At 63.4% G+C, this 13,386-nt stretch carries 10 protein-coding genes and 1 tRNA gene; 2 read left to right on the top strand and 9 right to left on the bottom strand.

The window, feature by feature from the left end; genetic code table 11:
- Window positions 1-61: 61 nt before the first annotated feature.
- From M2360_RS04940 to M2360_RS04900, 9 genes are all read right to left on the bottom strand, one after another.
- Window positions 62-1,684 (bottom strand): ABC transporter substrate-binding protein, encoded by a 1,623-nt coding sequence (locus M2360_RS04940; RefSeq protein ID WP_280773273.1) that lies wholly within the window; start codon window positions 1,682-1,684, stop codon window positions 62-64.
- 27 nt (window positions 1,685-1,711) lie between these two features.
- The gene (locus M2360_RS04935; RefSeq protein ID WP_280773272.1) at window positions 1,712-2,632 is read right to left on the bottom strand and encodes an ABC transporter permease; all 921 of its coding nucleotides are present in this window, start codon (window positions 2,630-2,632) and stop codon (window positions 1,712-1,714) included.
- Window positions 2,632-3,480, bottom strand: a complete 849-nt coding sequence (locus M2360_RS04930) for an ABC transporter permease (RefSeq protein WP_280773271.1) — start codon at window positions 3,478-3,480, stop codon at window positions 2,632-2,634. Before M2360_RS04930 ends, M2360_RS04935 begins: the two co-directional genes overlap by 1 nt.
- The gene (locus M2360_RS04925) at window positions 3,480-4,061 is read right to left on the bottom strand and encodes an ANTAR domain-containing protein (RefSeq protein WP_348529531.1); all 582 of its coding nucleotides are present in this window, start codon (window positions 4,059-4,061) and stop codon (window positions 3,480-3,482) included. Before M2360_RS04925 ends, M2360_RS04930 begins: the two co-directional genes overlap by 1 nt.
- Window positions 4,061-5,197 carry a transporter substrate-binding protein gene (locus tag M2360_RS04920; protein WP_280773269.1) on the bottom strand — a complete coding sequence of 379 codons (1,137 nt, stop codon included), beginning with the start codon at window positions 5,195-5,197 and terminating at the stop codon, window positions 4,061-4,063. Before M2360_RS04920 ends, M2360_RS04925 begins: the two co-directional genes overlap by 1 nt.
- A 239-nt stretch (window positions 5,198-5,436) precedes the next feature.
- The gene (locus M2360_RS04915) at window positions 5,437-5,802 is read right to left on the bottom strand and encodes a response regulator (protein WP_280773268.1); all 366 of its coding nucleotides are present in this window, start codon (window positions 5,800-5,802) and stop codon (window positions 5,437-5,439) included.
- Window positions 5,803-6,049: 247 nt separating this feature from the next.
- Window positions 6,050-7,081 (bottom strand): GlxA family transcriptional regulator, encoded by a 1,032-nt coding sequence (locus tag M2360_RS04910; protein ID WP_280773267.1) that lies wholly within the window; start codon window positions 7,079-7,081, stop codon window positions 6,050-6,052.
- 137 nt (window positions 7,082-7,218) lie between these two features.
- Window positions 7,219-7,295, bottom strand: a tRNA-His gene (locus tag M2360_RS04905).
- Between the two features lie 152 nt (window positions 7,296-7,447).
- Window positions 7,448-7,900 carry a phasin family protein gene (locus M2360_RS04900; protein ID WP_280773266.1) on the bottom strand — a complete coding sequence of 151 codons (453 nt, stop codon included), beginning with the start codon at window positions 7,898-7,900 and terminating at the stop codon, window positions 7,448-7,450.
- A gap of 218 nt (window positions 7,901-8,118) precedes the next feature.
- Between M2360_RS04900 and M2360_RS04895 the strand changes: the two genes are divergently transcribed.
- Together M2360_RS04895 and M2360_RS04890 are read left to right on the top strand one after the other, a co-directional pair.
- Window positions 8,119-11,646, top strand: coding sequence for a PAS domain S-box protein (locus M2360_RS04895; RefSeq protein WP_280773265.1), 3,528 nt, complete (start codon window positions 8,119-8,121; stop codon window positions 11,644-11,646).
- A 156-nt stretch (window positions 11,647-11,802) separates the two neighbouring features.
- The gene (locus tag M2360_RS04890) at window positions 11,803-13,386 is read left to right on the top strand and encodes an iron ABC transporter permease (RefSeq protein ID WP_280773582.1); all 1,584 of its coding nucleotides are present in this window, start codon (window positions 11,803-11,805) and stop codon (window positions 13,384-13,386) included.

Raw genomic sequence — 13,386 nt, 5'->3', positions numbered from 1 at the left:
TCCCCGTTTTACGGGGAGAAGGTGCCCGAAGGGCGGATGAGGGGCGCGCGCTGCGTCAGACTTATTGCTGCTTCACATAGATCGCGTCGTAATTGATGACGCGGGTGGGGTCGATGTAGATATTGTCGGCGCCGCCCATGCGGAGCGACTTGGCGACGACGCGGCGTTCGTTGATGACCGGCACCCAGGGGGCGTCGGCCATGATGTCGGTGAAGATCTTGCCCCACACTTTCTGGCGCTCGGCGGCCTTGGCGGGATCCGACATGGAATCAGCTTCCACCGCACGCTTGTCGAGATCCGCGTTGCAGTACCACGACCAGTTCCAGCCGCCCTGCACCGCGCCGGCGCAGCCGAGGATCGGGCCGTAGAAGTTGGACGGATCCGGGAAGTCGGCGATCCAGGCCATGCCGCCCGACCAGATCATCGGCGCTTCGCCTTCCGTGCCGCCCGCGGCGATGACATTGCCCTGGGCGAGCGCGCGGACTTCCGCCTTGACGCCGATGGCCGCGAGATCCTGCTGGATCGCCTGGGCGATGCGCGGCTGCGGATCGGTGTTGGTGGAGAAGAGCACCGTCTCGAAACCGTCGGCATAGCCGGCTTCGGCGAGCAGCGCCTCGGCCTTTTCCACGTCATAGGCATAGCCGGTGAAGCTCTTGTCGTAACCCGGCATCAAGGGCGGCAGCGGCTGGTTGGCGGGCGTGGCGCGGCCGTTGAGGATGCGGGTAATGCGCTCCTTGTTGACGGCCATGTTGACGGCCTGGCGCACCTTGACGTTGTCGAACGGCTTCACCTTGGTGTTCAAGGTGATGTAGCCGGTATGCAGCTGCTCGCCATCGACGATCATCTGCTTGCCTTCGGGCGAATTCTTGATCTCCAGGAATTTCGCCGGCGGGATGCCGTCGCCGGCAATATCCACTTCGCCCTTCTGCAGGCGCAGAAGCGCGACCAGCGGCTCCTGGCCGACTTCGATGGTCACCTTGTCGACATGCGGAATGTCCTTGACGAAATAGTCAGGGTTACGGTCGAATTCGAGCTTCTGGCCGATCGTCCAGTCCTTGAGGACGAACGGGCCTGAGCCAACAGGCTTCTTGCCGAAATCGCCGGCGGCGGCCTCGACGGCTTCCTTCGGCACGATCGAGGCGAAGTTGATCGCCAGAACATGCAGGAAGGTGGCGTCGGGGCGCGACAGATGGAAGACGACAGTGGAGGCGTCGGGCGTCTCGATGCCCGAAAGCGCCTCGCTCTTGCCGCCGGTGACGTCCTCAAAACCCTTGATCGCGCCGAAGAAGCCGGCGCCGGGGCCTTGCGTCTTGGGATTGACGGCGCGTTCGATGGAATATTTCACGTCCGAAGCCACAACTTCGCGGCCATTGGAGAATTTCACGCCCTTGCGGAGCTTGAAAGTATAGGTCAGGCCATCGGGCGCGACGGTGAAGCTTTCGGCCAGCGACGGCTTGAGATTGGCCGTGCCGGGCTCATAATCCATCAGCCGCGAATAGAGGCTCTTGATCAGCGACCAGTTGACCCAGTCATAGCCGATGGCCGGGTCGAGCGTGGTGATGTCGTCCTTGTAAGTGACGACGATGTCACCACCCTGGGCGGGCGTGTCCTGAGCCTGCGCCACGAAGGGCGAAAGCGCCATCACGGCGGCGGTTGTCGTTCCGAGCAGCCAGTGTCTGAACATGTCTGGTGTTCCCCTTTTTCCTGAGCTTCAGTGTGAACGGATGCGCGGATCGATGACCGGCGCGATGAGATCGGCGATGAGATTGCCGATGATGATGGCGAGCGCCGAGGTCAGCGTGACGCCCATGATGATGGGAATGTCGACCTGCTGGATCGCCTGCCAGGCAAGCTGGCCGATGCCCGGCCAGCCATAGACGGCTTCCACCACCACCACGCCGCCCATGAACTGGCCGATATCGATGCCGATCATGGCGATGATCGGCAGCACGGCGTTGGGCAGCGCATGGCGGAGAATGACGCGCCGACCCGACAGGCCCTTGGCGCGGGCGGTGCGGATGTAATCCTGATTGAGCACGTCGATCATCGCCGAACGCACCATGCGTGCATACCAGCCGGCGCCCAGCAGGCCGAGCGTCATGGCCGGCAGCACGACATGCGAAAACGTGCCGTAGCCGCTCATCGGGAACCAGCCGAGCGTGGCGGCGAAGACGTAGAGCAACAACAGCGCCACGACGAACTGGGGCGCGGACACGCCGACGAAAGCCGACATCATCACAAGACGATCAACAAAGCCGCCGCGATTGAGCGCCGCGAGCGCGCCGAGCGCCGTGCCGAGCAGGACTTCGACGAAGATGCCGGCGGCCATCAGTGTGAGCGTTGCGGGCAGGCGCGCCGCGATCAGCGTGATCACCTCGGTCTTCTGCGCATAGGAGCGGCCGAGATCACCCTGCAGGATACCCGTGACATAGTGGACGAACTGCCACAGCAGCGGCTGGTCGAGGCCAAGCTCATGGCGGATATTGGCGACCGTCTGGGCCGTAGCGCTGCGGCCGGCCAGCATGCGGGCGGGATCGGCCGGCAGCGCATAGAGCAGCACGAAGGTGATGGCGGCGACGCCGAACAGGATGGCGGCGGACTGGATCAGCCTTTTCGCAAAGACGCTCAGCATCAGCCCCTCCCCCGCTGGGTCGGATCGAGAATATCGCGCAGCGCGTCCCCGACCAGATTGAAAGCGAGCGCCGTCAGCAGGATCACCGCGCCCGGGAAGAAGACCAGCCAGGGCGCGGCCTGGAAATAGCTCTGACTTTCGAAGATGATATTGCCCCAGGAGGGTTGCGGCGGCTGCACGCCGATGCCGAGGAAGGAGAGCGTCGCTTCGAGCAGCACGGTGGTGGCAATGCCGAGCGTGCCCCAGACGATGGCCGTCGGCGCGAGATGCGGCAGAATATGCAGGAAGAGAATGCGGCCATGGCCGGCGCCGAGCGCACGCTCGGCCATGATGAAGTCGCGCTCCACCAGTCCCCGCGTCTCGGTATAGACGATGCGCGCCACCTGCACCCAGTTGACCAGCGCAATCACCATAGCGACGATCCACAGGCTGGGCTTCAGAAGCGCAGCGAGAACGATGGCGAGCAACAGCGCCGGAAAGGCCATCATCAAATCGGTGAAGCGCATCAGGAGATTGCCGGCGAGCCCACGCAGATAGCCTGCGATGACCCCGACCAGAAGCCCGATGCAGACGGCGACGCCATTGGCCACAAGGCCGATGACCAGCGAGGTGCGTGCGCCATACAGCAGCCGGGAGAACAGGTCGCGGCCGAGCGTGTCGGTGCCAAGCAGGAACTGGCTGCCCGGCGGCATCGGCGCCCCTTCCAGCGTCAGGCCGTCGAACATCTGGTTGTCGGGATCATAGGGCGCGATCAGCGGCGCGGCGAGCGCGAGAACCACAACGGCGACGACCACAAACAGGCCGAACAGCGCCGCAGGCTGGCGGCAGATTTCTTTCAAGACACGCATCAGCCCACCTCGCGCAGGAGTTCGGAGCCGCCGAGGAAGAAGGCGGCGATCTGTTCGATGGGCATACGCCGGCGCATGGCGCAATCACGCAATGCGGCGTAAGCGCGGTCATCATCAAGCCCCCGCTCTTCCTTGAGGCGCGTGAGCGCGGCGAAGACCACGGGCCTGAGCTTCAGGCGTTCTTCGAGATGCGCTATCCGGCGCACGGCCTCCAGTCGTTCCTCATGGATCGACACGGACAGAACCATGGCCGGATAGACGGCGGCGGCCGAGACCGGCTTGGCGATGATCGCGCCCGCCCCCTGACTGATGGCCCAGGCGATGCGCCCGGGCGCTTCCGACCCCAGAAGGGCGATGACCGGACGCGCCGGGCGGCCACTTTGCCACGGCAGGAGCTCGTCCCAGCCCTGGTCGGCGTCGACGAGCACCAACTCCGGCAGGGCGGCGGCGTCGAGCGGCTGCCATTGGCGCGAAACATCAAGGCCGAGAAGCTTGAGCTGCCGGGTGAGCTTGTCGGTATTGCCGTCTTCCTGCGACAGGATCACGGCGCGCCAGCCGGCGAAATTGGGCGTCTTGGTCATCATGACACAACCCTCAATTTGGGAGCCGGCTTCCGGCTCGCGCCGGTGAGATAGGGATCGGCCGCCAGCGCCGGGCGCGAGGCGATCACGTCGAATCCGTTGTGATCATTGATACGGCCGAGATGGAAGGGCAGCGCAGCGTGATTGGTGTCGGGATCGAACGCCATGTCGCCAAACGGCGTCTTCCAGCTTTTCGCCATCAGCTCGGCCCTGACGCGGGCGGGCTCGTCGGCGCCGGCCGCATCGATGGCGGCAATACAGAGGCTGGTGGCGGTGTAGGCGCTGGCGAAGACGCTGGACGCCACCCGCTCTTGCGGTCTCCAGCGGTGCATGCGCGCCTTGAACGCCTTGTTTTCGGAGGTGTCGAGACTGTCGAAATAGGAGGCGGCGCAAAGTTGGCCGACAGCCGCGCCTGCGGCGATGTCTTCGAGTTCGCATTCCTGCAGGTCGCAACTCGCCACCGGGCAGTTTTCGGGCAGAAAGGCCGGATCTCTTTCGCCCAGTTCGCGCATGGCGGCGAGAAAGGCGTAGCTCGACGGACCAATGAGATTGTTGAGAATGAAGCTCGGACGTTTCTCGGCGATGTCGGCGATGATGCGCTCCACCGCCGTCTCCTCGAGCGGCAGATAGCGCTCGCCGAGCACCCGGCCGCCGGCATTGGTCACGAGTTCGCGCGCCAGCCGGTTCATCTCCCAGCCCCAGACATAATTGGCGCCGACCAGATAGGGATTTGCGCCGTGACGCGGCACGAGATGTTCGAACAGCGGGATCAGATGCTGGTTCGGGCAGCCGCCGATATAGATGACATTCTCATTGGCCTCGAATCCTTCGTAGGGGCACATATACCAGAGCAGGCCGTCATGTTTTTCGGCCAGCGGAATGACTTCTTTGCGCGCCGCCGAGGTGATGGTTCCGACGATATGCCGGCAACCGTGATCGCGGATCAGGCTGCGCGCGCCGTCGAGATAGGCGGCGAGATCGGCATGCGGATCAAAAAAGGCCAGGTCAACGCCCTCGCCGCCGCGCTTGCGATAATCGTCGAAGGCGAATTCCGCGCCGTCGCGCGCATCCCGTCCCATCGCCCCGTAGGGACCAGTGGTCGAATAGAGAACGCCAATCTTGAACGGCTCGCGCATCAGAACCCCAAAAACGAAAAAACCCCATAACGCGGGTCCCTCGACCGAGGGGCGTTATGGGGGCGATATTGCCCGGCGACTTTGAAAGTCATGTCTTCGTCTGGACACTGCCTAAACGAACGTCATGATTAAATGACAATCAGTTGTCGCTTGTCAAGCCATGCGTTCAAGACTCTGCCAGACAATATGGCCAGGGCGCGAACGGAAGCATCCGCGCCCTGGCCAGATATCGAAACGCGTCACGCCGTGACTCGCCCGATGGCGTCGACGAGTTTACCGGGGTCGAACGGCTTGACGATCCATCCGGTCGCGCCGGCCTTGCGCGCCCGCTCCTTCTTCTGCGCATCGCTTTCCGTGGTCAGCACCAGAATGGGCATGGCGCGATAGCGCGGGTCGCGCCGGATACGCTCGATCAGGCCGAAGCCGTCGAGCCGGGGCATGTTGATGTCGGTGACCACCAGATCCGGGACATCGGAGCGAAGCGTTTCGAGCGCGGCCACGCCGTCCTCGGCCTGGGTCACCTGAAAGCCTGCCTGGGTGAGGGTCAGGGAAAGCATTTTGAGGATGGTTATAGAATCATCGACCGTCAGTATTTTCTTGGACATTCTTCATTCCCTTAAGTGTCACGCAGGCCTTAGCGGATCGCGACATTCCCTGCCACGATCGCCTGAACATAGTGATAACAATAGGTTACGGGGTGCGGGACTGACTACAATCAAAGCTTGGGCATTAACCGCGTGTAAGTTTTCGAGCCCAGGCCGCAGGGAAACGACGATCGGACACACACCCATGGCGGGCATTGGCCCGCGCGCGGGCTCTGACTTGCGGCATATTCGCCGGCTTTGTCAAAAATCAACTGAGGCTTGCGACGGACTCCGAGGCGGGCGCCTGGGATTTCTTTTTCGCCGCCAGGCGAAAGCGCGTCGGGCGCTCCCCGAAAGCCTCACGGAACAGCCGCGCGAAATGCGAGGCGTTGTCGTAACCCACTTGCGTGGCGATATCGATCAAGGGCGCTTTTGTCTGCAGCAGCAGTTGCTTGGCCTTTTCAAGCCGCATGCGCTTGTAGACGAGAGCGGGGGAGCTCTGGGCCTTTTCCTGAAACAGCCGTTCAAGCTGACGCCGGGAGACACCCACTGCGGCGGCGAGCTTGGGAATCGACAGCGCGTTTTCCATATTGCGCTCCATGATGATCAGCGCCGCCTTGAGGCGGGGATCGTCGCTGTCGATCGACAGGGGACGGCGCGGCTGGATGTCGAGCGCCGAGCGCGCCTTTTCGATCTGCAGCACTTCCAGCGCGTTGCGCTCGGCGTCCGAACTGATATGGCGACGCACGATCGCTGCGGCCATATCGGCGGCGCTGCTGCCGCCTGCGCAGGAGCCGCGCATGCGATCGAGATTGAAGAGACGATCGGCGCGCACCGAGAGATCTGGAAAACGCTCGCGAAAAGCGTCGTAATGCAGCCAGCTGACGCAGGTCTGATGACCATTCATCAATCCCGCTTCGGCGAGGATGAAAGTGCCGGTGCAGACGCCGATGAGCGGGATCTTCAGGCTCGCCGCACGCTTGAGATAGGCAATGGCCGCGTCATCCACCGGCGCCGAATTGTTCAACAGGCCGCCAACCATGACGATATAGTCGAAAGCGCGGGGATCGACGAGATCGGACGTGGGAGCCACCTGCACGCCGCAACTTGAAGCGATCAGATGCCTTGTATTGCCAAGCACCTGCCAATCCGCGAGCTTGCGGCCAGACCTGTCAGCCTCGTCGCTGGCGAGCCTGAGCGTATCGACAAACAGCGCGAAAGCAGACAGCGTAAAGGACCGCGACAAGATGAAGCCGATCTTCAGCCGGTCCTTGCCCGGAGCATCCTTTGAAGCCTTCATGCTGCTCTCCGGTCGTCCAAATCACCCTGACACATCATCTTACGCTGACACTTGCGCAAAGGCGCAGGCGATTTCAAGCGACGCGCGCAGCAGCGCTGCGCCAATGTGTGGACAAAGACTTATAGATGGAGAAGGAATGGTACGGTTGGGGGGTCTCGAACCTCCGACCTCAGGAGCCACAATCCTGCGCTCTAACCAACTGAGCTACAACCGCATTGCCGAATGTCTTGCATTCGTGAGGGGCGACATAAAGGGCCTGCCGATTTATTTCAAGCACTTTTTTCAAGAATTTTCATTTCGCGCCCGAAAAAGTAAAAGGCGCGGGCGCCTGGCAAGGGGCCCACGCCTTTCACGATGGATAAAAGATCAAGCAGAGAGCTTGAAGCCGGACATCGCCTTTTCGGCGGCGGCCTTGCCAGGCATGGTCACCTGTTCGGCAACCTTCTTGGAGGTTTCCTGCAGCGACTTTGCCTGCTCGACGGCGGTTTCGGCCTGCTTGCGCACGAAGGCGGACTGCAGTTCGAACAGTTCGGCGACGGACTTCACGCCGAGCAGCGATTCCATATGGGCATAGGAGCTTTCGGTGTTGGCGCGCAGGATCTCGATCGCCTTCATGCCGAACTCGACGGCGCCCGACTGAGCGCTGTGCATCGTGGCTTCGACGGTCTTGCCGGCTTCCTCGGTGGCTTCCTTCATCTTGGCGAGCGCTTCCTTGGTCTTGACCGAGCTCTTCTCTGCGAAGTCGCGGAAGTTGTCGGTGAACTTCGAGGGGTCGAAAGCATTCATGGCAAACACGTCGTCGGTCTTCTTGGCGGGCATGATCTTCATCCTGATCTGGGGCGACCTAGGGATCGCCGCTGTTTCACTGTGATCTCTATATAGCACCGCCTATTGTGCATTGCAACATATATTGCACCGCACAAGATTAACCCTTCCGCGCATTTCGTCGCAGTCACGGTGGACGCCTCGGGGCCGGCAAGCTATTAATAAAGCGTTAAGAGTAGCAGCCGCCTTTTATTGCGTATCCAAGGTTCGCCATGCCGCAGATCAACTATCCCTTTATCGACATCGCCGTGCACCCGATCGTGCGCGCGCGCTTCGCCGCGGGAGAAGCGATCGTGCTGTTTTCGCGCGACCTCGACGCCGTGCTCTGGGCCAATGGCGACGGCGCGCGGTTGTTCGGCTTTTCCAATATCTACGATTTCATGGAAGACGGGCCCGATCGGGCCGGCGTCTCCTTCCGTCAACTCGCCACGACCGCCCGCCAACTCGTTCGCCCCGGCGACCGCCGCAATCTGATGATGCGGGTCGCGTCGGGCTTTTCGAGCCGGTTGCTGAGCGCGGAAGCTGCGCTGGTGGAAATCCGCCCCGGCGACATCGCGGTGCTGTTTGCGGCGCCGCGCCAATCCGGCGACGGGCTCGATGCGCGGATCCAGTCCATGATCCGGGGTTTTGATGATCCCGACACGCATATGGCCGTACTCGACGCCGAGGGCTCCGTGCTCGCCGCCTCCCCCGGCTTCCAGACGCTCGGCGTGCCCCAGGACACGACACAGGATCTTATCGCAGCGGTCCAACGCAGTTCGGACGGGCTGATCAAGCGCCCGATCGCATCGTCGGCGGGCTATCTTCCGGCGGCGATTGGCAAATTGTCGGATGATCCCGCGCTGCATCTCCTGTTCTGCGTCGAAACGGTGCTCGGTCGGATGGACCCGCCCGGCGACATCGCCCAGACCGCTGTCTCCTCGCCAGAGCCTGCGGCGCCTGAACTGGTTCAAGAACTGGAGCCGGAGCAGCATTCACTGCCGGAACGCACTGAAGACCATCCTGACGCCCCCACGGAGACGGCGCTGTCGGACGCCCTGGCCGACCAGCCGCCAGTGGCGACCGAAGACGGCGAAGGGCCTGAGGATTTTTCGACGCCCCTGGAACAGCCCGCCATCGAGGCGGATGTCGAACTTGCGCCTTCAACCGAAGCCGAAGTCGTCGGAGTCGACGAACAGCGCGTGAGCGCAACAGAAGAGACCGAAGACGCGACACACGCCGCATCTGACCTCATTTCGCCGGTTGCGGCTATCGAGACCGAGACCGAGACCGAGACCGAGACCGAGACCGAGACCGAGACCGAAGAACAGATCGCCCCGGCCTTCACGCCCAACAAGAGTGCCCGCCCAGTCCGCTTCGTCTGGAAACTGGACGCGACGGGGCGCTTCTCGGACGTGTCTGAGGAATTCGTCCGCACGGTCGGCGAGCGCGCCGGCGCCGTCAAGGGCAAGACGTTCAAGGAACTGGCCAATCTGCTCGGGCTCGATCCCGATGGCGAGATCGGACAATTGCTGGAGCGACGCGACACCTGGTCCGGCCGCACCATCCGCTGGCCGATCGAAGGCACTGAGTATGTCGCGCCGGTGGATCTGGCCGCGCTGCCCACCTATTCCCGCAATCGCGAATTCGACGGTTTCAGGGGCTTCGGCATCATCCGTATCGGCGATGCCGAGCGTGATCCGCATGCGATGGGCATGGCGTTTTCCGCCCCGGCCACAGAGGCCGAGATCGTGGCCGCGGCCCCGGTCGAAGCAGTCGCGCCCTCTGCGGCCGACGATGCGACACCGCCGCTCAATACTGCGCCGATCTTCGACGAATCGTCCGGGGAAGACGAGTTCCAAGGTGAGAAGCCGGCTATCCGGATCATACCGGATCCGGTGCTGGAACTGAACGAAAAGATCATCAAGCTCGAAGAGCGCCGCCCCCGCGGTCGCGACGGCCTGTCCGCCGCCGAACAGGCGGCGTTGAAGGAAATCGCCCGCCAGCTCGAACCGTTCGGCAAACGCCCGAATACGGATGTGGCGACGGCAAGCGATACGGACGCGCAACAGAGCGCCGCTGATGATCTGGCGTCGGCCGGTGCGGATCAGGCGGCGGACGCCGAATCCGGTCATGACATCGTCGAGCCCGTATTTGCGGACCCCGAGGATATCGATCTCACCGCCCCTATCGGCCCCGAAGAGCCGACGGAAGAACTGGTCGCCGTCGCCAGCCGCGCCGACGATACGGATATGGCGGAAGACATCGCCGCTGCGCCCTCGGCCCGCGAAGAAGTCGAACGGTTGGGCCTGACCGCCGCCGCCGCCGATCAGGTGCCGCTTGCGATGCTGATCCATGCCGGCGACCGGCTGATCCACGCCAATACCGAATTTCGTCGTTTCACCGGTTATGAGACGCTTGCAGCGCTCGAAGCGGCGGGCGGGCTTGATGGACTGATCCATCGTTCAGACGATCATGTTCTGTTGAACCGCGCGGACGGCGAGCGCGTGCCGGTGACCGCGCGGCTGCAATCGGTGCGCTTCGAAGGCGCGTCCGCGCTGACCCTGTCGCTGCAGGCCGCGCCCGCGCTGCTGCCCGATCCCATGGAGGAAGACGAGGAAAGCGCCCGCCGCATGGCCTCGATGAAGGTCGAACTCGACGAATTGCATTCGATCCTGGAAACGGCGACCGACGGCGTGATCGTGCTCGACACCGAGGGCCGCATCCGCTCGATGAACCGCTCGGCGAGCGGATTGTTCAATTTCGACGACGGCGAGACGCGCGGCAAGCCTTTCGCCATGCTGTTCGCCCATGAGAGCCAGAAGGCGGTGCAGGATTATCTCTCTGGCTTGAGCGGCCACGGCGTCGCCAGCGTGTTGAACGACGGCCGCGAAGTGATCGGCCGGGAGGCCTCGGGCGGCTTCATTCCGATGTTCATGACGCTCGGTCGCATGCCGGGCTCCAACAGCTATTTCGCCGTGATCCGCGACATCACCCAGTGGAAGCGGTCGGAAGAGGAACTGCGCAACGCCAAACGCGCCGCCGAAACCGCCAACCAGCACAAGAGCGATTTCCTGGCCCGCGTCAGCCATGAGATCCGCACGCCGCTCAACGCCATCATCGGCTTTTCCGACATGATCGCCAGCGAGCATTTCGGCCCGGCCGGCCATCCGCGCTATGTCGAATATGCTCATGACATCGGCCGATCCGGGCGGCATGTGCTCGACATCGTCAACGATCTGCTGGACATTTCCAAGATCGAGGCGGGCGAGATGGATCTCGACCTCTCGGCGGTGGCGATCAATGAATGCGTGTCGGAGGCGGTGTCGCTGGTGCAGCAGCAGGCCAATGCCCAGCGCGTCATCATCCGCACCTCGCTGTCGCAATCGGTGCCGAATGTGGTCGCCGATCTCCGCTCGATCAAGCAGATCGCCATCAACATTCTCGCCAACGCCATCCGCTTCACCCAGGCCGGCGGGCAGATCGTCGTCTCGACCGTCTATGAGCCGAATGGCGCGGTAGCCTTGCGCATCCGCGACACCGGCGTCGGCATGACGGCGAGCGAACTTGAGCAGGCGATGAAACCGTTCGGCCAGGTCTCGCCCTCGGCCCGCAAACGCGGCGACGGCACGGGCCTGGGCCTGCCGCTGACCAAGGCGATGACGGAGGCCAATCGCGCCGTCTTCGCCATCCGCTCGGCGCCGAATGAGGGCACGCTGGTCGAAATCCTGTTCCCGCCGCAGCGCGTGCTTGCGAATTAAGCGGCGCGGCGATATGGCTCCCGCTGACGCGGGATCGGGCCAGACAGGCGGAAAAGGAACAGAGTGAGCGCTTCTCGTCTCATCGCAGCCGGTCTTTTCAGGCCGCGGGCCAGAGGCGGCCATCCAGGCCTTGAGATCGGCACGATTGTCTTGTCGATGCTTGTGCTGACACCGCTCGCCGCCATCGTCTGGATCGCCCTGTCATCCGGTTCCGACGATCTCGCCCATGTCGCCGGCACCATATTGCCGCGCGCGCTCTCGCGCACGCTCTGGCTTCTTGCGCTGATCTCCATCGCCACAGGCGTCACCGGCCTGTTGACCGCCTGGCTGACCGCCACCTTCGATTTTCCGTTTCGCCGCTTGCTGACGGTGGCTCTGGTGCTGCCGCTGGCGATGCCGACCTATCTCGCCGCCTATGCCGCCGGCGAATTCTTCGATTACGCCGGCCCATTGCAAGCCGCAGTCAGAGCGCTGGGCGGATTTACCTCGGCGTCGCAATACTGGTTTGTCGACATCCGCACGCTGGGCGGAGCGGTGTTGGTGATGGGCGCGGTGCTCTATCCATATGTCTATCTCTCGACACGTTCGGCCTTTCTGCTGCAGGGACGATCGGCGGCGGATGTGGCGCGCACGCTGGGCGCCTCGCCGCTGAAAGTGTTCTTCACCGTGCAATTGCCGATGGCCCGGCCCGCGATCGCCGCCGGCCTGACGCTGGTGATGATGGAGACGATGAACGATATCGGCGCGGTGGAATATCTCGGCGTCAACACGCTGACTTTCGCCATCTACGACACATGGCTCAATCGCGGCAGCTTGGGCGGCGCGGCGCAGATCGCCGCCGTGATGCTGGTCTTCGTGATCGGCCTCATCCTCGTCGAACGCCATGCGCGGCGGCTGCAGCGCTATGTCTCGGGCAAGGCGGCGGCGGCAGCAGCCGTTGCGCGGCCCCGCCTGAGGGGTGCGAAAGGATGGGCGGCAACCTTCGTCTGTGCGGCGCCCGTCATCGGCGGCTTCGTGATCCCGGGCGGGGTGCTCATGACCTATGCGCTGCGCCGGATCGACACGCTCGCGGACCCGACGCTTTACAAGGCGCTCGGTCATACGATGATGGTCGGCGGGGCGACCGCGCTGATCACCGTGGTCATAGGTTTCACGCTTGCTTACTCGGCCCGCGTCGGTCGCGGCCGGATCACGGCGCTTGCCGGCCGGGCGGCGACGTTCGGTTACGGCGTGCCGGGCACGGTGATGGCGCTCGGCGTGCTCATACCCCTGGCGAGCCTGGACAATGTCGTGGCCGGATTTTTCCGCGAGCAGTTCGGCATCCGCACCGGACTGCTGATCACCGGCACCATGGCGGCTATCGTCTTTGCGCTGACCTGCCGCTTCCTGACCATGGCCGAAGGCGCCGTCGACGCCGGCTTCCAGAAGCTGCCGGTCAATCTCGATCACGCCTCGCGGACACTGGGCAGGACATCCATGCAGACGCTGACGCGTATTCTTATCCCGGCCATGCGGCCGGCTGTGCTGACGGCGGGGCTTTTGGTGTTCATCGACGCGATCAAGGAGCTGCCGGCGACGATTCTGCTCCGGCCCTTCAACTTCAACACGCTGGCGACGCTGGTCTATGAAGACGCCTCGCGCGCCCGCGTGGAGGATGCCGCCATTCCCGCGCTGATCATCATTCTCGCGGGGCTTGCGCCGGTGATCCTGGTGTCCCGGTCGCTGGAAGGGCGGCGTTGA

The organism is Rhizobium sp. SG_E_25_P2, assembly GCF_029892285.1.
In the GTDB taxonomy this organism is placed as follows: Bacteria; Pseudomonadota; Alphaproteobacteria; order Rhizobiales; family Rhizobiaceae; genus Rhizobium_E.
This window is presented reverse-complemented; position numbering and strand designations above follow the sequence as displayed.

What these genes read in the sequence shown, in the direction of transcription:
- M2360_RS04940 (WP_280773273.1), bottom strand. Translation starts at nt 1,684, where the DNA reads ATGTTCAGACACTGGCTGCTCGGAACGACAACCGCCGCCGTGATGGCG.
- M2360_RS04935 (WP_280773272.1), bottom strand. Translation starts at nt 2,632, where the DNA reads ATGCTGAGCGTCTTTGCGAAAAGGCTGATCCAGTCCGCCGCCATCCTG.
- M2360_RS04930 (WP_280773271.1), bottom strand. Translation starts at nt 3,480, where the DNA reads ATGCGTGTCTTGAAAGAAATCTGCCGCCAGCCTGCGGCGCTGTTCGGC.
- M2360_RS04925 (WP_348529531.1), bottom strand. Translation starts at nt 4,061, where the DNA reads ATGACCAAGACGCCCAATTTCGCCGGCTGGCGCGCCGTGATCCTGTCG.
- M2360_RS04920 (WP_280773269.1), bottom strand. Translation starts at nt 5,197, where the DNA reads ATGCGCGAGCCGTTCAAGATTGGCGTTCTCTATTCGACCACTGGTCCC.
- M2360_RS04915 (WP_280773268.1), bottom strand. Translation starts at nt 5,802, where the DNA reads ATGTCCAAGAAAATACTGACGGTCGATGATTCTATAACCATCCTCAAA.
- M2360_RS04910 (WP_280773267.1), bottom strand. Translation starts at nt 7,081, where the DNA reads ATGAAGGCTTCAAAGGATGCTCCGGGCAAGGACCGGCTGAAGATCGGC.
- M2360_RS04900 (WP_280773266.1), bottom strand. Translation starts at nt 7,900, where the DNA reads ATGCCCGCCAAGAAGACCGACGACGTGTTTGCCATGAATGCTTTCGAC.
- M2360_RS04895 (WP_280773265.1), top strand. Translation starts at nt 8,119, where the DNA reads ATGCCGCAGATCAACTATCCCTTTATCGACATCGCCGTGCACCCGATC.
- M2360_RS04890 (WP_280773582.1), top strand. Translation starts at nt 11,803, where the DNA reads ATGCTTGTGCTGACACCGCTCGCCGCCATCGTCTGGATCGCCCTGTCA.